Here is a 25632-nt window from a genome sequence, read left to right as displayed (position 1 = left end):
TAATGTGAGTAAATTTGAAAAGATTAATATTTTTAACATTATTGGAGTTAATTTATGACAAAAAATTTCATTATTTTTAGTTTTTCTTTTATTATGACTGCATGCAATAGTATTCAACCTTCACACCAGAATACAGAAACGGCAGACTTGTCTAAAATGGCGAACTGTGATCAGGTTAAGGATACTCTTAAAAGTACATTAGTTAATCTAGATGACTTAAAAAAACAGAAAAAAATAGCTAGTACCGGTAATGCAATGAATGCAGCGGCTGCATTATTGAGTCTGAATCCGCTGGCATTATTTGATCATAGCCTTACAGGTAATCTTGATGATTTGATTGAAAGTTATTAAAATCAAATCGTATTACTAAATAAATTACAGCAAGAAAAATGCAGTCAATGATTTTAAATATTTGACATTTTGATTATATGGAAAAATACAAGAAGGTCTTTATGAAAAAACACCTATTATTAATTTTTTTATTTATATTTGCAACTGGTTGTGCAAGTATAAATAAAATAAATGATTCAATCTTAAATCAGGGAGTTCGATATAAAGAACCTGTCACTGGTAAAACTGCAAATGTTCGGGTTTTTTATGGGTTAGGTGAAAGTATACGAATTTTTCCAAACTCTATCAAAAAAGAGGATATAAAAAATGATAAAGATAAAGGAGATGCTTTCACGAGTGTAAAGACATCAGGTATGTTAGGAGCAACAAAATTTGAATATACTCCTAAAAGTTTGGGTATGCCTAATGTCCCAACAAATAATTTAAATTATGGCGAGTTTAAAGTTCCAGCTAATAGACCTATTCTAATCTCCATGACATACAGCTATAATAATGGTGCTAGAACAGAGTTCTGTAAAACAAAGATTTTTAAAGTTCAGTTTGAAGAAAATAAAAATTATTTTCTAGCAATAAATGTTAATTCAGGTTGTTCTTATTTAATTGAAGAATATGTAGGTAATATAAAAGTACCATTAGGTAATGTGGAAGTACTATAGTTTTTACAGTGCAAATGTAATTTTTTGACTTTGAGTGCACAGAATAGAATAATCGTATTTTATTTGAAAAATTTAATATATTGAATCTATTCTGTCTTTTTATAAATTATTTTTACTCCAGATTTGGAAAATACAGGCGTACGAGATAGGCGAGAAACTGCTGTAGGTAAACTTGGTAAGGAAAAAGATGTTGGGGGATATATTCAAGCTTCTGCATTTGGTCGAACATGCGATAGTTATAACTTATTCTCTCAAATTTCAATAATTCAACTTATAAGGTATATTTTGAAAGGGGCTTAGGAAGTAAAAAAGGTTTATTGCGGAGTAATTTAAGGAAATCGAGGTATAAATTACTATACCGATGATTGAAGTATATTACCTTCTGACTTGATCCTACACGCCCCCCTAACAAATCAACAACAAGCGATACTCTCCATCACTTTCGACTGGGGCTCGATGAACACAAGGCAAAACTTGCTGTGTTGGATGATCAACGGCTAAACGCCAAAGATGACCTAAGCCTAAGTTAATCGGTACGGCGTTGGGTTTAGGCTGATAATGTAAATCAAAAAAATAGTCTTTTAAAAAGTTTTCAAACTCTGCTGCTGACCCATCATGGAGTGCTTTAAGTTTTTCTCGAATTTCAGGAATAAGTATTTTTTGCTCAGCCTCAGCGTTTGGTAGAATATCACTAGACGCGCCATGATAAGTGCATAAGAAAGTATCTGTTTCAATCGGAGAGCGGTCAACATGGAAGGAATAAACATCAGTTGAAATGAATTCTAATTCCTCATCACGTTCATAATATTGAATGAGGTTTAGTGTAGGCGAAGCACCAAGCAGCGTTAATTGTTTTATATCTTTTAAAATGATTTCTCTTGCCAGTTCACCTTGTTCAGTAAGTTTTAAAGCAAAAAGATCTTCCTCAGAAACTTCAGTAATATTTTCTTTTAACTCGAGTTTAGACACAATCTCTTTAAAATCGCCCGTTAAATTTCTGTGCCAACACATTGCATTGGTATCACCTTGAAATGCTGTTTTGATCAGTTCGTCAAAACTAGAAACAAGGCGAATTTGAGGATGGTCTGAAAAAGTATGGGTCATAGAGATGGATCATAATAGGGAAAATAGATTGAAGACTTTAACTTAGTTTTAGAGGTGGGGATTAAAAGCTATAACACTGTCTCTATAGTAGGATATTGTAGCAATAGTGGATATAATTTAAAGAATTTTACATGACAAAAATCATAAAAGGCTCAACTCTTTTCAATTATATTAAAATTTTATATCGTTAATTGATTAATATTCTTCAAATAAATATCAATCTGACAGTCACTATAATTGGATTAAACTGTCAGATTAAATTTGAAAAAGCATCATGCAGGCTATACTTACATTCTGATGTTACCTAAGCGCTATGCATCGCATCTATTCATATAAAAACGATGGCTTAAAGTTGAATCCAAGTAGTCTTTAATTGAGTAAACTTATCGATTGCATGTAGCGATAAATCACGACCAAAGCCAGATTGCTTGTATCCACCGAAAGGTGTGCAGACATCTAAAGCATCTACGGTATTGATGGATACAGTCCCAACTAAAAGTTGCTTGGAAAGAATGATGGCTTTTTGGATATCTTGCGTCCAGATCGAAGCGGCAAGTCCATAGATTGAGTGATTAGCAAGTTCGATTGCTTCTTCTTGAGTTTCAAAGGTCGTGATGCTCACCACTGGACCAAAAACCTCTTGGTGAAAGATATCGAATTCTGCTGTAACGCCAGTCAAAATTGTTGGCGCAATATAGCTTGCTTGATCTAAATCATCATCTAAATTTAAAGTAATGCTATGACATTCAGCACCTTGTGCCTTAGCTTGGTCAATTGCTAGTCGTACATTGTTGGCATGTTGGCGATCAATTAAGCAACCCATTTGGGTATTGGGATCAAGTGGATGCCCAATCTTGATATTTTTGGCTTTTTCGACAAATTTTTGAATAAATTGTGGTGCAATACTGCGTTCCAATAATATACGCGAATTTGCAGAACACACTTCACCTTGATTATAGAAAGCCCCAAAAATCGCTTTATCAAGGGCTTGATCAATATTTGCATCTGCAAAGATAATATTGGCACTTTTTCCGCCTGTTTCAGGCCAAACAGGCTTCATATTGGATTCAGCTGAATAAACTAAAAACTTTTTGGCTGTTTCCGTCGAGCCTGTGAAGACCAAACAATCAATATCAGGGTGGCGTCCTATGGCTTGTCCAGTGACTTGCCCTAAGCCTGTAAGGACTTGCAAAACACCATCTGGGATTCCTGCCTGTTGGGCAAGTTCTGCCAGTTTAAGTGCCGTAAAAGGAGATTGTTCAGCAGGCTTTAACAGCACGCAATTGCCTGTTGCCAATGCAGGTGCAAGTTTCCAACTCGCTAAATCCAGTGGAAAGTTCCACGGCACAACAGCTGCAACAACCCCGATGGGTTCACGAAAAATCATCGCCAACTGATCGTGGTGGGTCGGGGCAATTTCATCATACATTTTATCGATGCTTTCCGCATACCACTCAAAACAGAATGCTGCACCGGGAATATCAACATTGAGTGAATCTTGAATCGGTTTGCCCACATTGAGACTTTCAAGTAAGGCAAGTTCTTCAGCATGCTCAAGAATCAGTTCTGCAAGTTTTTTGAGTTTCTGTTTACGTTCACGTGGAGCTAATCGTGACCACACCCCGCTTTGAAATGTATTTCTGGCATGTTGCACAGCTTGATTGACTTCTTGTGCATCACATGCTGACATGCTGACTAAAAACTCGCCAGTGGCAGGGTTTGTGATAGGGTATGTTTGTTTAGCCTCAACATATTGTCCTGCTATAAAATAAGACTTTGGGAGTTTAATTTGAGAAAGTTGATCCAACCAATCCTGTTTGAGTTTCATTGAGTTTCCTTAGAATTTTAATGTTATGGCACAATAAACCGTATAATTTTTAGATCAGGTTGTGAATTCGTTTTATATAAGCTTTTGCTTTAGAAAAAACAAATTACTAGGCATCCCTATTTTCTTATAGATATCAATACTTCATCTAGTAAAACAGTTGAACCTTTATATCGTTTTGAAATAAAATTTTGCAGTCTGCATCATGTTTAAGCGGCAATATGATTGAGCAAACGCTCAAAAAAAGCATCACATTCATCCATCTGAGAAATTTCGATATATTCATCAGGCTTGTGTGCGACTTGAATCGAACCTGGACCACAAACTAACACAGCCGTATTCAATTGCTGTTGAAATAATCCGCCTTCTGTACCAAATGATATTTTCTGTAATTCAGTTTCGGGTTTGAGCAGTGATTGTAAGAATTTAACCGCTTGAATGGTCGTCGATGTATTCAGTCCGGGGTATTGATTGATTTCCTGAATATTGACAAATTTTGCAGAAGGACTCTGTTCAATATAATTAAAAATTTTTTCTTGTATGGTATCTGTTGTTTGTTCAGCAATATTACGAATCTCATAATCTAAGATACATTCATTGGGCACGATATTTAACGCTTTACCGCCGTGTATTTTTCCTATGTGTACCGTGCTAAAGGGTACATCATAGTCCGTGTCAAAAATAGAACCTTCTGCGATCTCTTTTTGCGTAATGCGAATCGCCTCAATCAAACTTTGCGCATTATGAATTGCATTGACATACAATGGTGCTAAAGCAGAGTGACCTTCTTGACCATGACATATGGCTTTGAATACTGCTTTACCTTTATGACCTGTTGCGATATTCATACTGGTGGGCTCACCAATGATACAAAGCTCTGGTTGAATAATAAATTCGGAGAGCAAACCAAGAATACCGCGTACACCAATACAACCGATTTCTTCATCATAAGAAAGACATAAATGTAGTGGTTTATTTAGTTGAGGCAAGTCTACTGCCTTGATCATGGCGTGAATTGCACAGGCGATGAACCCCTTCATATCCGCAGTACCCCGACCATAAATTTTATGATCTTTGATCAATGCTTGAAATGGATTACTACTCCATGCTTGTCCTTCAACGGGAACGACATCCGTATGCCCAGACAATAAGATGCCAGCTCGGTCTTTAGGTCCAATCGTTGCAAATAAGTTGGCTTTGGTTTGCTCAGCATTTGAATTTAAAAATATACTGATTCCCTTAGATTCAAGTAGATTTTTGACATAAGAGATCAGCGCTAAATTACTTTTATGCGATGTCGTATCGAATTCAATAAGTTTTTGAAGCAATTGAATACTAGATAAGTTAGACATCTGAGGCGTCCTTTTGTGTTTGGTTTTTTATATAGGGATCGTAGAAATGAGCAGAGCTCATACCAGAAATAAATTGATCAGAGATAAAGCTTTTACAACGACTAATAAATGCTTCAACGACAATATTCTTTGGTACATTTTTAGGGGTTGCTATACCGATATACATGGGGCGATGTTCTTCAGCAATGCGTATTCGTATCAATCGCTTACCATCAAGACTGTAATTATTTTTAGGGCGAACATTTAATATAGTATAACCAATATTATTGGCAACCATAGAACGAACCACATCAATATTCTTTGAAGAGCGGACAACATTGGGTTTGAGATTTTTAGTGCTAAATAACGATAAAAAATATTCATTGCTAAAGGGCATATCTAAAAGAATCATGGGATATGTTGAGAGTTCCTCTAGGGTGACAGCAGGCAATAAAGCTAAGGGATGCTGTTCACTGACCAGTGCGTGTGGGGGTAACTTGGTTAATGGTTCAAAATGAATAATATTTGCATCTATATTCAGGTCATAGGTTAAAGCCAAATCAATATCGTTACGGATCAGTGCATTGAGAAGAGCTTGTTGATCATCTTCATAGAGATCTAAAGAAACTTGCTTATATAAATTGGAAAAGCCATTGATGATGTCGGCATAAATCATCGGTGTAAAAGCAGGAAAGCACCCAAGTTTTAAAGGTCCACGAATTGAACCTGAAAATTCAGCCGCAAGTGAGTATAGGCTGGATGCTTGATTTAAGATTTTTTTGCATTCCAACATGACACTTTTGCCCACAGTGGTTGGGATTAAGCCTTTGGCATGTTGTCGGATAAAGAGTTGAGTTTGTAATTCGGCTTCAATATGTGCAATTGCAGCGGAAATAGATGGAGAGGATACATGTATCTTCTCCGAAGCAATGATGATGCTGCCACATTCTGCGGTTGCAACAAAGTATTCCATTTGTCTTAAAGAAATTCGATTTAACACTTTGGATACACCTCCATTGTATACCCTAAAAAGGTTTATTCATTTCCTGGAACACCAAAGCTACGCGCGCGCATTGGATCTAATGCTCTTAATATATAATCATCAATTTGCGGTTGATAAATCTGCCATAGTTCGATGAGATCGGAAATGGGTCGCTCTGACCAGTCTACGCGTAAATCAATGATTGGCCATTCCAACTTGTCAACAACTAAAAGACCAGCAGAATGTATTGCTCCAGCTTCCCCACCAGCCTGTTCTCCAGCTTTTAGTGCTTTGAGCAAACGTTCTGCTAAAACACCTTTACTTTGTTCGAACTGTTTCAGCATAACATGGGGCACTTGATCATTTGCGAGTAAATTACCTGCACATACTGCATGCTTCCCAATATGTTGTGCATAAATCCCTAAGGTGTGTTCTCCACTAAATGCAAAAGGCTCATTCACGGCATCTAATAAACTCAACTGTCGATATTCTATGAAATCTGTATTTCTAGTTAATTCCGTGATCGCGCGATGTGGTGATATATTGTATTTGGTCATTTCAAGTAAAATGTTGGCCAAACTTGGGTCGGTTATATTTTGACTTGCTGCAACCCCGACACCAGCTTTGGCACGAATACATCTTGCGGCAACAGCGGGAGAGGATGAACTGATCGCAGCACCAAATTGTCCTGTTTCACTACATCTTGCAATAATTGAAAATGTCATAACGTTCTCGTGTCGTTGCTTATTTTAATCAGGAATCACAGCAGTCGCATCGACTTCTACAAGCCACTCAGGTCGAGCTAAAGCAGAAACAACGATTCCAGTTGAAACGGGATAGACGCCTTTAAGCCATTTACCTACGACACGATAGACATCTTCACGATAACGTGGATCGACGATATATATGGTGATTTTACAAATGTCAGCTAACTCACCTCCTGCTTCTTTAAGCAGCATGTCGATGTTAAACATGGCTTGTTCAGTTTGACCTTTGACATCAGCAAGCGCGACACTTTCAGATGTATCTAGATTTTGCCCAATTTGCCCACGAAGGAATACAGTGCGACCACGTGCCACCACAGCTTGGCAAAGATCATTGTCCAAGTTTTGTTCTGGATAGGTTTTTTGAGTATTAAAAGTCCGAATACGGGTATGTTTCACAGCTGCGTCCTAAGTCAATGAAAGTATTCATCTAGTATGCTGACTTCGCTTAGAGTCACAATTTGTGTTTTCCTTTCTATTAATTTAGTTTTTCCGTAGCAATCTAAAGCGCAATAAAAATTTAAAAATATTTAAAATTTATTGAGTAATTTCATTGGTTTGGTTTTTGGGTTCAGTTTTCTTGATTCATTTGTTTTGGATATCCTATTTTCTCTTTACTCATCAACTGCCTATATTTTTCTTAAACAATGTTTTTGTTCTTTTCGATATTTCACGTCTGCAAAGCGAAATATAAAGCAAAGCATATATACAACCCGTTACAGCTGGGAAATACAACATTGGAGTGGATTCAACAATGAATTGTTGAAAATAAATGACTCAGTTCGACAAGGATTAAAAATGAGTTTAGATCAATTAGAAATAGATACTGTGGTTATTGGTGCAGGTCAAGCTGGTGTGGCAATGAGTGAACATCTGACTGAATTAAACATTCCTCATGTGGTCTTAGAAAAAAATCGAATAGCGGAAGCTTGGCGTACACGCCGTTGGGATTCTTTAGTGGCCAATGGACCTTGTTGGCATGATCGCTTTCCCAATATGGCGTTTGATGCAGATCCAGATAGTTTTGTACACCATGATCAAGTTGCGGAGTACTTTGAAAAATATGCCAAGCGATTTAATGCGCCTATTTATACACATGTAGAAGTCAAAAAAGTACAAACCAATCCGCAAGGGGCAGGATTTATTGTTGCAACATCTCAAGGTACCTTAAAAGCACATCGGGTTGTGGTGGCAACAGGGCCATTTCAAAAAGCCATGATTCCTGAGATAGCACCGAAAAGACAAGATTTGTACCAGATACATTCTGATCAATACAAGAACCCAGAGCAAATGCCAGATGGTGCTGTCTTGGTTGTAGGGGCAGGTTCTTCAGGTGTGCAAATTGCTGATGAATTAAATCGTGCTGGCAAAAAAGTCTATTTATCTGTGGGGCGTCATGAGCGACCACCTCGTGTTTATCGGCAACGTGATAATGTGTGGTGGCTAGGTGTATTGGGCGGATGGGACAGCAGCAAAACCGATACAGGACCTTTAAAAGGCTTGGCGGTCAGTGGGGCACATGGAGGGCAATCGATTGATTTTAGACGATTGGCAATTGAAGGCATTACGCTTGTAGGGATGACAAAACAATTTGATCAAGATAACGTAAGTTTTCACGATGATCTGCAAAAGAATTTACAAGAAAGTGATCAGGCATATTTTGAATTTCTAGATGCCGCAGACGCGTATGTTCGACGTACGGGTATCGATTTAACCGAAGAACCAGAAGCTCGCCATATCTTGAAAGATGCTCAATGTATTCAACAACCGATCTTAACGCTGGATTTAGCTCAAGCCAGCATTGGCTCAATTATTTGGGCATCAGGTTTTGGCTATGACTATGATTGGTTAGATGTAAATGCCTTTGATGTGAATGGTAAACCCAATCATAAGTTAGGTGTATCCACTGAACCAGGGGTTTATTTTGTTGGCTTGCCTTATCTATATGGGCGCGGTTCAAGTTTTATTTGGGGGGTATGGCATGATGCCAAACGTATTGCAGGGCACATCGATATTCAACGTAAATATTTAGAATATCAAGATAAAACACAAAGACTTTTATTCATCCAACAAGAAAAAACTGCATGAAATAATATTTAAATTCAAATCTTTAATCTTCACTCTAGGAGGGAGGAGCAGATGACAGGACAAAATAATAAGCATGGACGCAGTTTAATTTATCATGCGAAAACAATGAGTGAGAAAAAACTAAGCTTGTTTAATTTAATCGCTATTGCCGTTGGCTTGGTCCTCTCGCAAGGGGTGATGGTGATTATTTTGCAAGGCTTTGGTTTAAGTGGGATCAGTTTTTTTATCCCACTGATCATCGGTTTTTTTCTAGCTATCAGCTATGCAACTTCATTTGCAGAGTTAGCGCTTCTCATTCCTAAGAGTGGCAGTATCAGTGATTATAGCCTAGTAGCAACTGGGCATTTGCCCGCGATGCTTTCGGTATTTTGCGGTTATATTTTGGTTGCGATGTTTGCTGTTTCAGCAGAATTGATTTTAATTGATGATGTCATTAGAAAGATATTTAAACTAGATGTACCTTATTTTGGCATCGGTTTTATTATTTTATTTATTTCAGTCGGTTTAAATCTGCTGAAAATTGATATTTTTTCAAAAGTTCAAAATATCGTGGCTTTTGTCATGGTTGTTTTACTACTTTTGCTGGGAATTTTTGCAATTACCGGTTGGTATTATCCACATACTCAAGTCGTGGATCACCACATAAAATTTGATAGCAATACTGTAGCACTTGTTGCTTTAGCATTTTGGGGATTTGTCGGGGTAGAGTTTGTGGTCCCGATGATCGAGGAATCAAAAAATGCCAGTAAAAATATTCCCCGAGCGATGTATATCGGGCTTAGCACGATATTTATCACGATTTCATTATATGGTTTGGGAGCGCTATTTTTTTTACCTCAAGATCATCTGGTCAATTCTTTGACCCCACATATTGAATATGCAACAGCGGTCTTTGGTCCAACAGGATTGTTGTTTATTGCTGTTGGTGCATTATTTGCAACCTTAAGTACTTTAAATGCGACCTTAGCTGCCTTACCACGGATGTTGCAGGGAATGGCGCTGAATAAACAAGTTTTATCCATATTTGCTCAAGTCAATCAGAAAAATAATGTGCCATGGGTGGGTGTGCTTTTCGTTGCGGTCATCATCATGATTCCAATGTTGTTATCGCAGCGTGAAACCGAAGTCATTAAAGTTCTCTTAACAGCGGCATGTATCTCTTGGTTGATCGCTTACATCATTGCACATATCAATGTCATGGTTCTGCGTCAACGTTATCCCAAAATGTCCCGACCTTATAAAGCACCATTTTATCCATTCCTACAAATCAGCGGCATTGTTGGGATGGTCTTAACGATTTTCTATGCCGTTCCTACGCCTGATTTGAGAGTCAAAATATTTACTTGGGTGGGTGTTGTTATTGGACTGACCACCATCATCAGCATTCTTTGGATCAAATTGGCAATGAAGCAACAACTCTTTCAACCTCACTCAATCGAAAGCTTGATGAAATGAAATTTTAACAAGGAGTTATCACATGAAACAGTTATCAACAACACAAATTACTGAAATTTGGAAGAAAGACAAAGAACACCATATTCATCCTTGGACTGACTTTGCGACTTTTAAAGATGAAGGTGCAATGATTCTTGCACATAGCGAAGGATGTTATGTTTTTGATGCAGAGGGAAATAAATATCTAGATGGAATCGGTGGTCTATGGTGTGTCAATGTTGGCTATGGACGCAAAGAAATCGCTGATGCCATTTCAGAACAGGTGATGCAAATCCCTTATTATTCTGCATTTGGGCATCATACTTCGATTCCTGCTGCACAATTGTCGGCAAAAATAGCAGAATTGGCACCAGGAAATTTAAATCATGTGCTGTTTGGTTGCGGGGGTTCAGTTGCTAATGATACAGCAGTACGTGTGATTCACTTTTATTTTAATCAGTTGGGAAAACCGACCAAGAAAAAGTTAATTTCTCGAAAAGATGGTTATCACGGTAGTACCTATATCAGTATGTCACTCACAGGTGTTGAGTTTGATCATATTGGTTTTGATATTGACCGTGAATTGGTACACCATATTTCATGTCCAAATCCATACCGCAGAGCAGAAGGTCAGAGTCTTGACGAATTTTGCAATGAAAAGGTACTGGAGCTCGAAAATAAAATTTTGGAACTGGGTCCAGAAAATGTCGCTGCATTTTTTGCCGAACCGATTATGGGGGCTGGCGGAGTGATTGTGCCACCTGAGGGTTACCATACAAAAACTTTAGAAATTTGCCGTAAATATGGAGTTTTATATGTATCAGATGAAGTGGTGACTGCATTTGGGCGTATTGGGTATTTCTTTGCTTCGGAATCTGAATTCGGGATTGTTCCAGATATTATTACCTGTGCCAAAGGTTTATCTTCTGGTTACTTACCTTTGGGGGCAACAATTATTTCTGATGAGATTTATGAGGTCATCAATCAACCTCAAGCAGATGGGGCACTATTTACCCATGGTTTTACCTATTCGGGGCATCCTGTTTCCTGTGCAGCTGCTTTAAAGAATATCGAAATTATTGAACGTGAAAATTTGCTTGAACACGTTCAAGATGTCGGACAATACTTTGAAGATCAATTAAAAACGCTGGTTGATTTAGACATCGTTGGAGAGGTACGCGGTAAGAAATTTATGATGTGTATTGAAAATTTAGCCGATAAAAAAACCAAAACGCTTTTCCCGAGTTCTGTCAATGTCGGTGCTCGAATCGCTGAATACTGTCAGAAAGAGGGTTTAATTATTCGTCCTGTCGGACATATGAACATCATGTCTCCACCATTAATCCTCAATAAACAACATGTAGACTTCATGGTTAGAACTTTACGCAAAGCAATTTTAAGTACAACAGCTGATTTGAGATTTGAAGGTCATTTAGCTGCTTAATCTGAAAAAAATAAATTAACTTTAAAGAAATCAAGATTTAAATGAAATACATTTAAATCTTGATTTTTTATAACAAATTATATGATTCATCGAATTAAGTTAAACTCATGCTAATTCAACTTACTTTTATTCCAGCAAAAATTTTATATAGAATTCAAAATGTAAATTAATTTTGCTTTTCCTTTTGCCTATTTTATTTGAAATTGCTATCGCGTTTGGTGGTATAGATACTGCCCTTACTCAAGAGTGATAAGTATCTACCTTCGACCAACAAAGGGCTTTTGCTACTTTTCTCCCAAGAAAAGTAGAGCACCTTCTACACAAATTAAGCGAAATTTTGGACAAAATTGCAGGCATTGAAAACACTTTATTTATATGATGCGAGTTTTCAAGAATAGTGATGATGAGTTTAATTTGTGTGATGTTTGATATGACTTAATAAAAATACTTCCCCTCATTGAAAATCACTTCTTTGACTATTTTCGCAAAAATCTAATATCCAGCATGTCGCTCATTCTTTTATCATTGAAGTCGTTAAATCAATACAACTCTTGATCATCATTCGATGAAGTCTTATTTTTAAGCTAACTATAAAAAAAGAATGTAGGGGGTTGCATTTTTGTTATATGTAATTTATTGATATTAAATAATAATTTTTAATTTTTTTACTAAAATTCTGATTTAAATATGTTTTATTCATATGTTTTAAACTATTGTGTAATTTAGTACATATGATTTTTTAAATTTTTATATAAAAATCAATAGGTTATTCTGTGGTTTTTTCTATTCTTTTGTGTGTTTATTGAGCGGTATTGAGTCGCATGTAATGATTTGTTCGCATTCACATTTAATGTGTCGCAGTTAACAAATAATACATATCATGGGATTTAGTATGAATATTCTTAAAAAATTAACACTTTCTTTACTGTTGGGCACAGGGTATATCGCAACTGCACAGGCTGCTGTCACTGGTCAGGTAGATGTAAAACTCAATGTTTCAACAGGTTGTGCTGTAGAAGGCTCTTCAGTGGCAGGTAATATTAACCAGTTTGGTACGTTGGATTTTGGAAAAACATCGGGAAATTGGGACAACATCCTGACTGCGCAAGTTGCAGCTTCAGCGACAGGGAGTCATCTCAATGTAAAATGTGACAGTACGACACCTGTTAACTTTACTGTAGCAATCGATGGTGGGCAACGTGCTGACCGTAGTCTTAAGAACACAGCAAGCGCGGACACAGTAAGCTATAACGTATACCGTGATGCTGCACGTACAACACCCTATGCAATCAATACACCACAAAATTTTACCGCTGCTTCTGGCGCAGCTGAACAGGTGCCAATTTTTGGTGCAATTGCTGCGAATAGCGGTACTGCAAAAGCACAAGGTGACTATGAAGATACTTTATTAGTGACTGTTAATTTCTAATCTGTATACGTAACAATGAGCAGATTTGTTATGCGTAGCAAATCTGCCTAGAGGAGGAGCGTATGCATTTATTTTTTAAACAATGCGTGGGATTTCTAACTTGTGGTTTTATTGCAACATTTGTACATGCAGGGCAGTTGGGCGCTAAGCTCAAATTGCAGATAGAGCTTGAATCTTCCTGTCAGGTCAATAACCAAACTGTGAGTAGTGGGGCAAGTGGGTTAAATCTAGGTCAATTGGATTTTGGCGAAACAATGGCTTCATTTAATCATGTTATTGAGACTGGCTTAACCAATGCTTCTGGTTCAGGTCTAACGATTCAATGTTTGAATAATTCGCCAATCAAAATCACTTTCGGAAATGGTCAAAATGATGGGCAAGTGCCATTGTCTTTTCGTACAAATTACTTCCGCGCAATGAGTAATGGCACCGATTATCTTGCTTACAATATTTTATATGGAAGTAATAGAGATGTGCTTAGACCAAATCAATTCATTACTTTGAATAACAATGGTCAACCACAGACACTTGATTTAATTGGGCAGACTGTCAATAACGGGCAGCCAGTTTCTCTGGGTCATTATACCGATACGATTCCAATTACTATTGAATTTTAAAGAAAAATCATGAAAAAAATAGCTTTGAGTATTCTACTAATGTTGAATGCAGCGGGTGCTTACTCACAAACTACAGCCACATTTCAGGTTCAAGCGACCATAGATAAAGGGTGTGAGTTGAGCAAAGTTGAACAGTTAATTGATTTTGGTCGTCATCCTGTGGTGTCGCAGGACAAACTTTTGTGGGGTGGGTCGAATACTGCACAAAGTTGGAATATTCGTTGTACTGAGCAATTGCCTGTAAAGATCATGTTGAATAGCGGAGATTACTTTTCAAATTCCTCCCGACGGATGAAACATGCTCAAGAAAATGAGTTTATATCTTATCAACTATATCGAGATATTAATTTGCTGAGTGAGTATGTAAGTGGAAATGCCTACACACTTACCCCAACCACTGTTTCAGATCCGTTATTGAATTTTTCTGTGTATGCTTTTACAGATTTAGATAACAACAATCAACCACGATCGGCTGGACTTTATAAAGATATGGTCGCAATAACGATTACCTGGTGATGATATGAACGTATATAAAATGAAATTATGGTCAGGCAGAACATTATCTGCTGTATTTGTGTCGATAATGGCTTCATCAGTATTTGCCCAAGCGACTTTTTTGATTTGGCCCATTTATCCAAAAATTGAAGCAAACGAAAAAGCATCAGCAGTATGGTTAGAAAATACTGGAAAATCTGATGCGATGGTACAGGTTCGAGTTTTTAAATGGGATCAAACAAATCAACAAGATTCCTACCAAGAGCAAACTGAAATCATTCCCAGCCCGCCTGTTGCTAAAATAAAGGCGGGTGAGAAACATATGTTGCGATTGACGAGAGCGATCAACACAGGTGCTGGAAAAGAAGATGCTTATCGAATCGTTGTTGATGAATTACCCATTAACTTAGATTCAAATTCAGATCAGAATACATCCACTGTAAGTTTTCAGATGCGTTATTCAATTCCGCTTTTTGCTTATGGAAATGGATTGGGGAGTGGTTTGAGTGAAAGCTCACAAAAAATAAATGCCAAAAATACATTGGCAAAGCCGATATTGAGCTGGTGGATTAAAAACAACCCACAAGGTGTACCAGAGCTTTATATTCAAAATAAAGGAATGAAATTCTCTCGGCTTTCGGGTATTCAGTTGAGTCCCAATTCAGAGCAAATCGTACTCGGGAAAGCAGCCTTTGGATATATCCTGGCAAACAGTACGATGAAATTTGAGTTGGATCAGTCAGTATTTACGCGTTTGAATCAGCAGAATACTTTGTATGGTGTAGATACTTCAGGTACTAAACAAGCTCTCATTGAAATGAAAAAAGAAGGAGGGCAGTAATGCGCTATATCTCCGACTCAAATCCACCTTCTTTTTTATGCAGAAGTCTCGCACTTATTTTGATGTCTAATCTTCCTGCATTTGCAACGCATGTATATGCAAATAGTTTACCGCCAGCACCGAAAGATGTTTCTGAAGTAAATGGGTTATTTAAACTTTATTTAGACTTAATCGTCAATCAGCATGCAACTCAACAGGTCGTTCCTGTGATTGTTAAGGGCGATTATTATTTTATTCAACACTCTAAATTAGATGAATTGGAAATCAAAATCCCACTTCAAAATATAGACAGCCAGCCTGAAACAATACTGACTGATTTAGAGATTTTTACATTAGGGTTTTCAGGGAAGGCATCAGACTGGGTTGCTTTAAACCAAATCCCTGAACTGAAATATGATTACAATTCAGCAAAACAGTATTTTAGTGTGGATATACCTGCCAGTTGGATGCCTGTGCAAATGCGAGGACAGGATTCTTGGTTTAAGGCACAAACAGCAGAGTCTGGAACAGGTTTACTGAATAACTACGATTTTTATAGTTATCGTCCTGAGAAGGGGGGAAATAGTACATCACTATTTACTGAACAGCGTTTTTTCTCTCCTTATGGTGTACTGAAAAATACAGGTATTTATCAGAAAACAGATTTAAAATCTATTGTAAATGACTCGAAACTCAACAATGATGGCTATCGACGTTATGATACGACTTGGCAATATGATGATCCAACCACGGTATTGTCCTATTTAGCAGGCGATGTCACGACTGGCAATAAAAACGCTTGGGGGAGTTCTGTTCGCTTAGGCGGTTTACAAATTCAGCGTAATTTTGGTACACGACCAGATTTGATTACTTATCCTTTACCGCAGTTTAAAGGAGAAGCAGCATTACCGAGTACAGTTGATTTATTGATTAATGGGCAAAAAACCAGCTCTACTGAAATACAATCAGGTCCTTTTATTTTAAATAATATGCCTTTTATCAATGGTAAAGGCGAAGCTGTGATTGTGACGACTGACAGTGTAGGGCGTCAGGTGTCTACTGCAGTTCCATTTTATGTTTCAAATACCTTACTTAAACCTGGTCTATTGGACTATTCATTATCTATGGGGCAGGTAAGAGAAGATTATGGAATTAAGAACTTTGAATATGGCAAATTTGCAGGTTCAGCCGATGCACGTTACGGCGTAAATGACTGGTTAACCACTGAGGGACGTGTAGAACTTTCAAATGCTATTCGATTGGCTGGAGTTGGTTCAGTCATGAAACTTAAGCATTTTGGGGTGTTGAGCAGCTCTGTTTCTCAGAGTTGGGCTGACCGTGAATTAAACCGTTTTGAAAATAAAAATCTCAATGGAAATCAATATACATTGGGTTATAGCTACAATCAGAAACGTTTTGGTTTTGGTTTAAATCATTCACAGCGTGACAAAGAATATGCTGATCTTTCTAAGCTTCAATACAGCAATTTGATTTCTGCAAATAGTACCAAAAATTGGGTAGCGAATACCTACTTTGCAACTGAAAATTCAGGTAGTTTTGGTGTTGCTTATATTCGCTCCAAAACCAATGATATTGAAAACAAGTTGATGAATCTGTCATGGGCACCTATTTTGCCACCTTATATGCGTGGTGCGACCGTTTCGTTGAGTGCCAATCGCGATTTCGTTGAAAAAGATTGGAGTGTTGCATTTCAATTGTCTGTTCCTTTAGCAAAACGCAATACCTCAACAAATTTAGGTTATAGCAGACAGTCAAAGGGAGACTATGGTTATGTTAATTTTAACCAGAATATTCCAACGGGTGGCGGCTTTGGGTTTGATGTAAGTCGACGTTATAATGAGAATAGCGATGACTTTAATCAGGCACGTGTAAGTTATCGTAACCGATATGTGAATACTGATGTAGGTATGTCAGGGGATAAAAATTATAACTACTGGTTAGGTCTGTCAGGTTCAGTCATTTTAATGTCTGGAGATATATTTGCTTCAAATCGACTTGGACAGTCTTTTGCATTGATCGATACCAATAAGACCGCCGATGTCCCTGTACATTATGAAAATAATCTGATTGGGAAAAGTAATTCTAAAGGCTACATTTTTGTACCATCGGTCACGCCTTATTACGCTGCCAAATATAGCATTAATCCAATTAATTTAGCCTCTAACTTTAATGCCACCCAAGTTGAAAAACGAATTGCTGCAAAACTGGGTTCTGGTGTCGTTGTCAAATTCCCAATCAAACAATCCTATGCCGCGAACGTTTACCTTGTTCAGGAAAACGGACAACCGATTGCTGTCGGTGCTGTGGTTCATCGTGCTGATCATGATTCTAGCTATGTAGGCATGGACGGAATTGCATATCTTGAAAATTTAAAGGCTGAAAATAGCATCAGTATTCAGTTATCAGATAAAAAGCTATGCAAAGCAGACTTTTTATTGGATCTCAAACAAGCGCAACAGCAAATTGCTGTTGTTAAGCCTGTTGTTTGCCGTGAGGTTGTACAACCATGATTTTTAATATAAAAACCTTGAATTTAAAAACCTTGATACCGACGGGTATTGTGCTGACAGGTTTAATGCTTATTTCTAGTCAGAGCCAAGCGATTTGTTCAGTTAATTCCAGTGGAAATACCAGTATGGGGACCATCTCATCGATCAGTTTGTTGGAAAATGGAACACAATCCAATCAATTTAGTGCAGGCTTATCATGCGTAGGTTTTAGCTTAGCAGCAGCGAATAGAACTTATTTAAAATATATGGTGAGTGAAATGCCGACCAATTTTATTAATGACCAAACGGGTGAAAATTTAATAGTTAATTATTTGGATATTAATAACAATCCGATTGTGATTGGTGCAGAACGAGATCTGAGTACTTTTTCATTGCTCAATATTTTTTCTACAGTGGATGGTGCTTTACCATTTTATGCGAAAATATCTTCTGGACAATCTATACCTCCTGGAACATATAGAGCCAATACGCCTTTCAAAGTAAAGTGGTATTATTCCGTACCTTTCGTTGCTGTAGGTGGAATAGGATTTTTTGAGGAAAGCCCTGGTTTCTATCGCGGTGTCTTTGGGGCTGGAATGAGTTGGGGTTCGGGACGTGATGCATCTCTGAACCTTAGAATTAATGTTTTACCAGATTGTCGTATTTCGACCAATGATATTAACTTTGGAACAGCTGCATTTGCCAATGAGTTTGAACCTGTACAGACTTCTATGGGTATTCGTTGCTCAGCAAAAACACCTTATATGGTGAGTTTGGATGATGGTTTATATCTACAAAATGGGTTTCAGCGTGCAATGAAGTCAAATAGTGGAAATAATTTTTTACTTTATGAAATTTATAAAAACTCAACGACTGAGCGATGGGGGAATTGGGGCAGTGAACGATGGTCAAGTGCCAATGCAACAACCAATGCTGGTAATTATGATGCATTAACGCAGCAAGGTTATTCATTTACTGCAAAAGTGCTTGATTTTAATCCAGATAACTTACCTGCAGGTAACTATAGCGATAAATTAACTGTTAAGGTCGAATTTTAAGATGAAAACCCCAAGATTAATTTATGAATAGATAAGTCATATTATCTGTATGATATGACTGATTATACTTAGAGCAGATTTAAATTTTTATTTAAAGCGCTGCTCTAATTGTGATTGGTAATTAAATTATATAATAATTAATAAATAAAATAAATTTTTAAACAATATATCTATCAGTTTTATAATGAACCCTTATTTTTGGTTAAGATTGTCTTGCTGATAAATAAATGTTCCATATGTGTTTTTAAATATTAGATGGTTCTAAATATTTCTTGAATTTTGGATGTAGGTATTGTTGTTTAAAGAGGAACTATTGTGCGTGCTTATGCATATTTTAGAACTGAAGAGGTCTCAAAGGAGGATTTTAATTATGTTGATTATCTTAAAAAGTATGGTTATGAAATTCCAAAAAATAGATTTATTTTTGAGCAGGTGAAGATCGGGATACCATTAAAATTTAGACAAAAGTTAATTATATTAATTAATTATACACTTGAAAGTGGAGATCTTTTAATCATTGATGGAATAGATTCATTAGGAAGTGATTTTAAAGAAATATATTCAAATGTCAGTACTATTTTTAAAAAGGGGATACGTTTAGTGTGTTTAGAGTTTTCAAAAAAAGAAATAAAAGGAGATGTTAAAAAAATATTCTTCCATTTTTTAAAAATGTGTTCTGATTTTGATCGAAAAGTTAAACTCGAAAAAATGGGCGGGCGTAAAAAGATAAATAAAATAGGTCGACCCGAGATATTAACTAAAAAGAAGAAAAAAGAAATTATAGAAAAATTTAAAAATGGGCAAAGTGTATATGCTTTAGCTCGACAATACTCTGTAGCTAGATCGGTCATTCAACGACTACTTTCTCAGGCAACTGCAAATATTAATTATGAGGATTAAAATGAAAAAGAAAACCAAAATAAATCGTTTAGTAAGAGCTAGGCATAAAGACAATATAGAAAAAACGATGGCTGTTCAATTAAGATATCATTTTAATAAAAATCCTTGGGTAAGTGATAAAATTCATCAAATTGAGATTTACTCTGTAGATGGTCTGATTAAGTATAAGGTTTTAAATGTTGCTTATGAGGGAAGGCGTATTACTTTTTTATATGGTTCTCTCACATATGCTGTTGATTTGAGAAATTAATTTTTATATTTAAATTCTTTGATCAAAACATTTGTGTGTTGAGTGATATAAATATCGAAGGTAACTTCTCTCGATGAGAGATGTTTAGGATAAAAGGAAAATTCATAATAAAAGCTACTATAAAAGTAAACCCATGAAGCCCTATAACCAAATGATGACATTCATTTGGTTATTTTAAAACTTAAAACCCATTATTCCAATGTTCTAAGTGGGTGCATACCATCGACCATGCCCATAAAGGGTGGATAGATGGAGTATCCTACCAGTGCCTGAAGGGGAGGTGAAAGCGACTTTACAGTCTCTTTTGATAGCTCAAGCAAATAATTTTCTTGCTGTCGTAAATAAGCCTCACAGTACTGATGTGTCACCGCTAAGCGAGGTGCTTTGGTCTGATTTTCTCCTCCACCATGCCATGTTGTACCCAGAAAAAACAATACAGAGCCTGCTGGCATTACAGCAGATATTGCTGCTGATCTTTGAGCAATTTGATCGTCACCCCAACAATGACTTTTCGGCACAACCACTGTCGCTCCATTGTGTTCAGTAAAGTCATCAATTGCCCAAATTGTTGCTGCACCGAGTGCTTTTCTAGGGCGAGGTAGGCGATAGAATGCATCATCATAATGTAAATGTTGTGCTGACTCTTCTGGAAGAATATTGATCATTTGGCTTTGTGAAAGTAGAAAGCCTGGTTCAAACAAACGATCCATTAAACCTAGAATTTGTGGGTGTACTGCAAGTTGATCAGTGACGCGCGTTTTAGCGAGGACATTATATACACGTTGTGTTTGCAGTCCCTCGAATGAATTTCGTCCTTTTCGCTCAAGCAAGGCATATGCTTCTTGTTTAATTGCTTGGCAGCTTTCTTGAGAAATTAAATTTTTGATAATGACATAGCCATCGCGCATCAATTTTTCGAAATCTTGATCAATTTCAGCTGTATTTCGCTCCGAACCTGTCTGTAACTGACGATATGTTTGTGCTTGATCACGCTGTTGATATTCATGAATATTGAATTGCTTCATCCTTCAAAACTCCCTTTTTGATGTTCCTTAAAACAAAATATTGATGCTCAGTATTTAGTTCAGTTTTTTATTCATAACGACTTTGGATGTATGGGGTGTTGGGATAGGTTCAAGTTGTAAAGTATTGCTGATCAGTAACCAAAGCTGTTCCAACAATGTTGTATTCGATGGCTTTTGCTCTGTAAGCAAAGCTTGATCTATGGCAAGGCGTAAGCCACCCATTAACATGGCTACTGTGATTTCAGGATCAAGTGTAAGAGGAATTAGTCCTAACTTTTGCCCTTGAGCAATATTGCGAACACCTTGTTCGATTAAAGCTTGGATATGTGCACGTTCGATATCGAGTACTTCAGGTTCACGAGCAAGACGACCTGCAATCAAGGGCGCTAGAGGATGACTATAAAAATAATCAATGATTGCTTTGGTACGTGCCTTTTCTCTTTCACGCCACTCGAGGCCTATTGAAATCCCGTTACCTAAAGCAATTTCTCTGAGTGGTTCATAAAATTGGTCAACAACTGCAGCGATTAAACCTGTTTTGGAACCAAAGTGGTGATAGGTGAGTCCTACAGAGCTATTTGCTCGTTTAGCAATCGCACTAATTTCCATATGACCATTGTTTGCGATTAACTCTTGTTCTGCCGCAGCAATGAGGCGAAGGTAAGTGTCCATCTTTTTATCAGTCATTTTTTGTTCTTTAAAAATTGAATTGAATTCAATTTAGTTTGATTTTAGAAATAGATCAAGCCAATAGCAGTTATTTCTTAATTACATTTTTGTAATACACTAAAGCTTAATAGGTCTAGAAAAATGATCAGTCCTGTTGAATAGCGATGAGTCAATGATTAAATAGATCGGTTTCTTTATAATTTCTGGAAAGAAAGGAGAATAAGTACCCAAGCTATACATAGAGAATGTCTAGGCTTGTATGACGAACAAATGTTTGTTGTGTATTTATTTTGATGAAATGATGATTAGTCTTACGATCTGAATAACACACTATATATGAGGCGTATTTGAGTTACTGCGATGTAATTTAATTCGACTTAGGGGCTATTGACACTTCGCTGTCGCAAGCATCTGTGAAGTGTCAACAGACTTTATCTATTTTCAAAATGCATAAGCCATATCTAAAGCGGTTTTAGCAATAAAATGGTGATAGGGCTTGTGAGTTTTTGTGCTAAATTGGCTCATCAAGAATGATCAGTTAAGTTGATTTTGTCTTGCTTCGTTTTGTTGAGAGAATCTTTACCCCAATTAAACTTTTGAGCACAGATGCCAAGAGCAACAATAAATACCGCAAGAAGGGTTGTATAGGAAACCTCTTTAAAATAAGTTCCTTCAATTACCATCGTAATTAAAGCAACAACAATAAAAATGATCACCACATAGGTTAGCCAAGGAAACAACCACATTTTGAATGGAATTTTTTTTCCTTCAGCTTCAAGTTTTTTACGCAGTTTTAACTGTGAAATCGCGATAACGAGGTAGACATATAATGAAACGGTACCTGTTGCTAGCATAAGAACGTCATAAATATTCATACTTTCTGTTGCAGTTAGATATGCAGCAATAATTGAAAATATACTTGAAAAGATGACCCCAATCCAAGGACTATTATTGCGATTCGTTAATGCGAAACTTTTGGGCGCATCACCACGTTTTGAAAGGGAATACATCATCCGTGAACAGGTGTATAACGCAGAGTTAAAGCAACTACATACAGAGGTTAAAACGACAAAATTGACAATATGTCTAGCTTCTGGGATACCAAGCGCAGTTAAAGTTACACTGTATGTTCCCCAAGTCGGGTCTTTGAGTAAAGGGTTATTGTAAGGAATTAAACAAACAGTAATGAACATTGAACCAACGTAGAATAATATGATTCGCCATACAATTGAGTTTGATGCTTTTCGAATTTCTTTCGCAGGGTTATTTGTCTCGGCAGCTGCAACAGTGACAATTTCTGCACCCATGTAAGCAAACATAACACCAAGTAATGCCGTGATCACGGCTGAAAATCCATTGGGCATAAATTCATTAGAAGTCAAATGAGTAACACCACCTAGCATAGAGGCATCACCCCAAGGCCAAAGATGTAAAACCGCTAAACTTCCGATCACCAAGAAGAGGACAATCGCAACTACTTTAATCATGGCAAACCAGAATTCAAACTCACCATAGTTTTTGACATTGCGTAAATTTACCCATACTAGGCTTATTGTCACCAGTAACATATAGCCCCAAATCGGAATAAACGGAAACCAACTATTAAGGATCTTTCCCGCAACAAATGCTTCCCAACCCATTAATAAAGTCCAAAATGACCAATATAACCACCCGATAGAAAATCCTGCCCAACGACCAATTCCTCTGTCTGCATAGGTTGAAAATGATCCACTGTCTGGGTTGAGTACAGCCATTTCACCTAACATTCGCATAATTAAAAGAACGAGAAGCCCTCCTAATGAGTAGGCTATAAGCGCAGCGGGCCCTGTGGAATAAATCACACTTCCTGAACCTATAAATAAAGCGGCGCCTATTACTCCAGCAATTGAAATCATTGTAAGATGACGTGGCTTAAGTCCACTTTTTAGACCTTGAGATGAATCATCTATTGAGTTAGGTTGATTTGTTATCATATTATTTCCCTTAATATTCTTTATATGGTTGCAAGGTGGTGCTATCTCCATCCTTGAACTATTTATCCATTGAAGCGATGACTGATGGCTTAAGTATCGACTTAAAATTTAGCCAGCTTAAAATGTGATAACACTACTGTTTGCTTGAGTGGTAACTGCTGCTATCTGATTGTTTTAAGCTATAGTGTTGGTAATCTCTCTTTTTTGTTATGAGGTGACTAGAGCCATTTTTTATGTATTTAAAGGAGCCAATTTATTTAAATAATGAAAAGTGTATGAAAAAACGAATTAGGCAGCGCATGAATAGAAAATTTATAAAGAGATTTTTTAAAGCTGAATTATGATTAAAATACTGAGTTACGATTATTTCTTAATTTAAAGTTTGAATACCTGCATCACGTAAACATTCTAATAAGATACCGAAAGCAATCAGTATCTTTTGTTCATTGACACAAGCAAAACCAAGCAATAGTCCCTTATGCTGGGTAGAATATTGTTTGGTATAATATTGAGAAAGGGCTCGAACTTTTACGCCTTTCTCTAAGGCATTTGCAGCAATCAATACATCATTACTGTCACTTGGTAATTTTAAAATAAGGTGCAAACCCGCTGCTGTATTGTATTCATGAAGAAAATTTTGTCCCAGATGCCTATGGATTAAGTCAACCAAGAAGGCATGGCGTTTACTGTATAGAAGGCGCATCCTGCGAATATGTGCTTCATAATGCCCTTCACGAATAAACTCAGCCAATATGGTCTGATCTAGTAAATGACCTCCTCGATACAATTCTGAAGCTGCAACTCGTAAAGGTGAAAATAGCTTTTTGGGGACAACCAGATAACCTATACGTAATGCTGGATAAATTGTTTTACTGAATGTTCCCATATAAATGACGGGAGAATCGTCTTCAAGACCTTGCAAGGAAGGGTAAGGTTGTCCTGAAAATCTGAATTCACTGTCATAATCATCTTCGATAATCCAACTTTTATGCTGACGAGCAAATGCGATGAGCTGCTTGCGTCGTTCAAGGCTCAAATGTGATCCCAAAGGATATTGATGCGAAGGCGTGACAAAGATTAACTTTGGCGATTCTTTAACATCAAGGTCAGGAATAATACCATGTTGATCCACAGGTAGAGCACGTATGTGAACACCATTGATGCGTAAAATATTACGAATTCCCCAATAGGCAGGGTCTTCAATCCAGACGTCATCTCCTAAATCACTTAAGGTACGTGAAACTAAATCAATGGCTTGATGTGTGCCTTCGGTAATGATGATTTGATCTGCATCACACTGCACAGACCGTGCAATCGTAAGATATTCGGCAAGTGCTTGACGTAATTCAATAGATCCACCTTCATTACTGTAAATCAATTGACTAACACTGGGTTCACGGCTTAAACGGGTCTGGATTCGACTGAATATATGATGCGGGAATTCGGTTACATCGGGTGCACCTGGAACAAAAGCCCCCCATTGATAAGGAGATGCTGCCGAATAACCGACCAGATAAGAACCTCTTTGAGATAGGTTATAGGACTCGTTTTGTTTATTTTCTTCAGTGTGGCAAATGTTATTTTCTGCTTTGATCAAGAACGATTCAGGTATTTTTTCTGCAATCCAAGTCCCTTGCCCTGTGCGGGCTTCAACATATCCTTGTGCTCTTAATTGTTCATAAGCACTTAACACTGTGTTGCGTGATACTTTTATTTCTTTTGCAAGATCTCGTGAAGCGGGTAAGCGAGTCTTGGGAGCAAGGACACCCTGAATAATGGCATTGCGCAAACAGCGAAAAACACGCAATTGTAGTGTTCCTTCAACATCTTGCTGCAAGCGTTGTAGTAAATAATCTCCAAGTAAGCTTTGCAAATTGGCTCTCTCCCAAAAATAAAAAGTGGCTCTC

At 37.1% G+C, this 25632-nt stretch carries 23 protein-coding genes; 13 read left to right on the top strand and 10 right to left on the bottom strand.

What is annotated here, in order from left to right:
- The first annotated feature begins 54 nt into the window (after positions 1-54).
- Both I9192_RS14615 and I9192_RS14610 read left to right on the top strand, forming a co-directional pair.
- Positions 55-351: a hypothetical protein gene (locus I9192_RS14615; protein ID WP_005032601.1), complete on the top strand. Its 297-nt coding sequence runs from the start codon at positions 55-57 to the stop codon at positions 349-351.
- Between the two features lie 101 nt (positions 352-452).
- The gene (locus tag I9192_RS14610) at positions 453-1007 is read left to right on the top strand and encodes a hypothetical protein (protein ID WP_004829124.1); all 555 of its coding nucleotides are present in this window, start codon (positions 453-455) and stop codon (positions 1005-1007) included.
- Between the two features lie 405 nt (positions 1008-1412).
- Here I9192_RS14610 and I9192_RS14605 read toward each other — a convergent pair whose 3' ends face one another.
- The 6 genes from I9192_RS14605 to I9192_RS14580 form a co-directional block, all read right to left on the bottom strand.
- Entirely contained in the window at positions 1413-2111 is a 699-nt protein-coding gene (locus tag I9192_RS14605) for a DUF1826 domain-containing protein (protein ID WP_005032599.1), read from the bottom strand.
- 346 nt (positions 2112-2457) lie between these two features.
- Positions 2458-3939 carry an aldehyde dehydrogenase gene (locus tag I9192_RS14600; protein WP_005032597.1) on the bottom strand — a complete coding sequence of 494 codons (1482 nt, stop codon included), beginning with the start codon at positions 3937-3939 and terminating at the stop codon, positions 2458-2460.
- Positions 3940-4145: 206 nt separating this feature from the next.
- On the bottom strand, positions 4146-5288 hold the full coding sequence (argE, locus tag I9192_RS14595) for an acetylornithine deacetylase (protein WP_005032595.1): 1143 nt from the start codon (positions 5286-5288) through the stop codon (positions 4146-4148).
- The gene (locus I9192_RS14590; RefSeq protein WP_005032594.1) at positions 5281-6267 is read right to left on the bottom strand and encodes a LysR family transcriptional regulator; all 987 of its coding nucleotides are present in this window, start codon (positions 6265-6267) and stop codon (positions 5281-5283) included. Before I9192_RS14590 ends, argE begins: the two co-directional genes overlap by 8 nt.
- A gap of 35 nt (positions 6268-6302) precedes the next feature.
- Positions 6303-6974: a DUF1028 domain-containing protein gene (locus I9192_RS14585; RefSeq protein ID WP_004829078.1), complete on the bottom strand. Its 672-nt coding sequence runs from the start codon at positions 6972-6974 to the stop codon at positions 6303-6305.
- A gap of 24 nt (positions 6975-6998) precedes the next feature.
- Positions 6999-7412: a RidA family protein gene (locus I9192_RS14580; RefSeq protein ID WP_004829077.1), complete on the bottom strand. Its 414-nt coding sequence runs from the start codon at positions 7410-7412 to the stop codon at positions 6999-7001.
- A 399-nt stretch (positions 7413-7811) separates the two neighbouring features.
- On the opposite strand from I9192_RS14580, the gene I9192_RS14575 reads away from it, so the two are divergent.
- The 11 genes from I9192_RS14575 (at position 7812) to I9192_RS14525 (ending at position 20058) form a co-directional block, all read left to right on the top strand.
- Complete coding sequence (locus I9192_RS14575; RefSeq protein ID WP_005032592.1) at positions 7812-9101, top strand: flavin-containing monooxygenase; 1290 nt, start codon at positions 7812-7814, stop codon at positions 9099-9101.
- Between the two features lie 51 nt (positions 9102-9152).
- Positions 9153-10556 carry an APC family permease gene (locus tag I9192_RS14570; RefSeq protein ID WP_005032590.1) on the top strand — a complete coding sequence of 468 codons (1404 nt, stop codon included), beginning with the start codon at positions 9153-9155 and terminating at the stop codon, positions 10554-10556.
- A gap of 22 nt (positions 10557-10578) precedes the next feature.
- Positions 10579-11979, top strand: a complete 1401-nt coding sequence (locus tag I9192_RS14565) for an aminotransferase (RefSeq protein ID WP_004829071.1) — start codon at positions 10579-10581, stop codon at positions 11977-11979.
- A gap of 892 nt (positions 11980-12871) precedes the next feature.
- A complete protein-coding gene (locus I9192_RS14560) occupies positions 12872-13408 on the top strand; it encodes a Csu type fimbrial protein (protein ID WP_004829070.1) in 537 nt (178 codons plus the stop codon).
- Positions 13409-13470: 62 nt separating this feature from the next.
- Complete coding sequence (locus I9192_RS14555) at positions 13471-14025, top strand: spore coat protein U domain-containing protein (protein ID WP_004829068.1); 555 nt, start codon at positions 13471-13473, stop codon at positions 14023-14025.
- 9 nt (positions 14026-14034) lie between these two features.
- The gene (locus tag I9192_RS14550) at positions 14035-14541 is read left to right on the top strand and encodes a Csu type fimbrial protein (RefSeq protein WP_026040330.1); all 507 of its coding nucleotides are present in this window, start codon (positions 14035-14037) and stop codon (positions 14539-14541) included.
- A 4-nt stretch (positions 14542-14545) separates the two neighbouring features.
- Positions 14546-15361: a fimbrial biogenesis chaperone gene (locus I9192_RS14545; protein WP_004829065.1), complete on the top strand. Its 816-nt coding sequence runs from the start codon at positions 14546-14548 to the stop codon at positions 15359-15361.
- Positions 15361-17871, top strand: coding sequence for a fimbria/pilus outer membrane usher protein (locus tag I9192_RS14540; RefSeq protein ID WP_005032587.1), 2511 nt, complete (start codon positions 15361-15363; stop codon positions 17869-17871). The genes I9192_RS14545 and I9192_RS14540 overlap by 1 nt, the downstream gene beginning before the upstream one ends.
- On the top strand, positions 17868-18908 hold the full coding sequence (locus tag I9192_RS14535) for a Csu type fimbrial protein (RefSeq protein WP_200149875.1): 1041 nt from the start codon (positions 17868-17870) through the stop codon (positions 18906-18908). Before I9192_RS14540 ends, I9192_RS14535 begins: the two co-directional genes overlap by 4 nt.
- A gap of 315 nt (positions 18909-19223) precedes the next feature.
- Entirely contained in the window at positions 19224-19808 is a 585-nt protein-coding gene (locus I9192_RS14530; RefSeq protein WP_005032583.1) for a recombinase family protein, read from the top strand.
- A gap of 1 nt (position 19809) precedes the next feature.
- Positions 19810-20058: a hypothetical protein gene (locus I9192_RS14525; RefSeq protein ID WP_004829055.1), complete on the top strand. Its 249-nt coding sequence runs from the start codon at positions 19810-19812 to the stop codon at positions 20056-20058.
- Between the two features lie 191 nt (positions 20059-20249).
- On the opposite strand, the gene I9192_RS14520 is transcribed toward I9192_RS14525, so the two are convergent.
- The 4 genes from I9192_RS14520 to pdxR all read right to left on the bottom strand — a co-directional run bounded on the left by I9192_RS14520 (position 20250) and on the right by pdxR (position 25598).
- Positions 20250-21083: a phytanoyl-CoA dioxygenase family protein gene (locus I9192_RS14520; RefSeq protein ID WP_151752120.1), complete on the bottom strand. Its 834-nt coding sequence runs from the start codon at positions 21081-21083 to the stop codon at positions 20250-20252.
- Positions 21084-21137: 54 nt separating this feature from the next.
- Positions 21138-21770, bottom strand: a complete 633-nt coding sequence (locus I9192_RS14515) for a TetR/AcrR family transcriptional regulator (RefSeq protein ID WP_151752121.1) — start codon at positions 21768-21770, stop codon at positions 21138-21140.
- Positions 21771-22276: 506 nt separating this feature from the next.
- The gene (locus tag I9192_RS14510) at positions 22277-23725 is read right to left on the bottom strand and encodes an amino acid permease (protein WP_151752122.1); all 1449 of its coding nucleotides are present in this window, start codon (positions 23723-23725) and stop codon (positions 22277-22279) included.
- Between the two features lie 370 nt (positions 23726-24095).
- Positions 24096-25598, bottom strand: coding sequence for a MocR-like pyridoxine biosynthesis transcription factor PdxR (gene pdxR, locus I9192_RS14505; RefSeq protein WP_034708399.1), 1503 nt, complete (start codon positions 25596-25598; stop codon positions 24096-24098).
- Between the last annotated feature and the right edge of the window lie 34 nt (positions 25599-25632).

The organism is Acinetobacter bereziniae (assembly GCF_016576965.1).
In the GTDB taxonomy this organism is placed as follows: Bacteria; Pseudomonadota; Gammaproteobacteria; order Pseudomonadales; family Moraxellaceae; genus Acinetobacter; species Acinetobacter bereziniae.
Note: the sequence above shows the minus strand (reverse complement) of the source record. Positions and strands in the feature narration are given on the sequence as shown.

Bases quoted from the DNA above. Each gene is read 5' to 3' on its own strand.
- I9192_RS14570 (WP_005032590.1), top strand. From the start codon at position 9,153: ATGACAGGACAAAATAATAAGCATGGACGCAGTTTAATTTATCATGCG.
- I9192_RS14575 (WP_005032592.1), top strand. From the start codon at position 7,812: ATGAGTTTAGATCAATTAGAAATAGATACTGTGGTTATTGGTGCAGGT.
- I9192_RS14605 (WP_005032599.1), bottom strand. From the start codon at position 2,111: ATGACCCATACTTTTTCAGACCATCCTCAAATTCGCCTTGTTTCTAGT.
- I9192_RS14535 (WP_200149875.1), top strand. From the start codon at position 17,868: ATGATTTTTAATATAAAAACCTTGAATTTAAAAACCTTGATACCGACG.
- I9192_RS14560 (WP_004829070.1), top strand. From the start codon at position 12,872: ATGAATATTCTTAAAAAATTAACACTTTCTTTACTGTTGGGCACAGGG.
- I9192_RS14545 (WP_004829065.1), top strand. From the start codon at position 14,546: ATGAACGTATATAAAATGAAATTATGGTCAGGCAGAACATTATCTGCT.
- argE (WP_005032595.1), bottom strand. From the start codon at position 5,288: ATGTCTAACTTATCTAGTATTCAATTGCTTCAAAAACTTATTGAATTC.
- I9192_RS14565 (WP_004829071.1), top strand. From the start codon at position 10,579: ATGAAACAGTTATCAACAACACAAATTACTGAAATTTGGAAGAAAGAC.
- I9192_RS14600 (WP_005032597.1), bottom strand. From the start codon at position 3,939: ATGAAACTCAAACAGGATTGGTTGGATCAACTTTCTCAAATTAAACTC.
- I9192_RS14525 (WP_004829055.1), top strand. From the start codon at position 19,810: ATGAAAAAGAAAACCAAAATAAATCGTTTAGTAAGAGCTAGGCATAAA.
- I9192_RS14520 (WP_151752120.1), bottom strand. From the start codon at position 21,083: ATGAAGCAATTCAATATTCATGAATATCAACAGCGTGATCAAGCACAA.
- I9192_RS14615 (WP_005032601.1), top strand. From the start codon at position 55: ATGACAAAAAATTTCATTATTTTTAGTTTTTCTTTTATTATGACTGCA.
- I9192_RS14550 (WP_026040330.1), top strand. From the start codon at position 14,035: ATGAAAAAAATAGCTTTGAGTATTCTACTAATGTTGAATGCAGCGGGT.
- I9192_RS14610 (WP_004829124.1), top strand. From the start codon at position 453: ATGAAAAAACACCTATTATTAATTTTTTTATTTATATTTGCAACTGGT.
- I9192_RS14540 (WP_005032587.1), top strand. From the start codon at position 15,361: ATGCGCTATATCTCCGACTCAAATCCACCTTCTTTTTTATGCAGAAGT.
- I9192_RS14510 (WP_151752122.1), bottom strand. From the start codon at position 23,725: ATGATAACAAATCAACCTAACTCAATAGATGATTCATCTCAAGGTCTA.
- I9192_RS14585 (WP_004829078.1), bottom strand. From the start codon at position 6,974: ATGACATTTTCAATTATTGCAAGATGTAGTGAAACAGGACAATTTGGT.
- I9192_RS14515 (WP_151752121.1), bottom strand. From the start codon at position 21,770: ATGACTGATAAAAAGATGGACACTTACCTTCGCCTCATTGCTGCGGCA.
- I9192_RS14555 (WP_004829068.1), top strand. From the start codon at position 13,471: ATGCATTTATTTTTTAAACAATGCGTGGGATTTCTAACTTGTGGTTTT.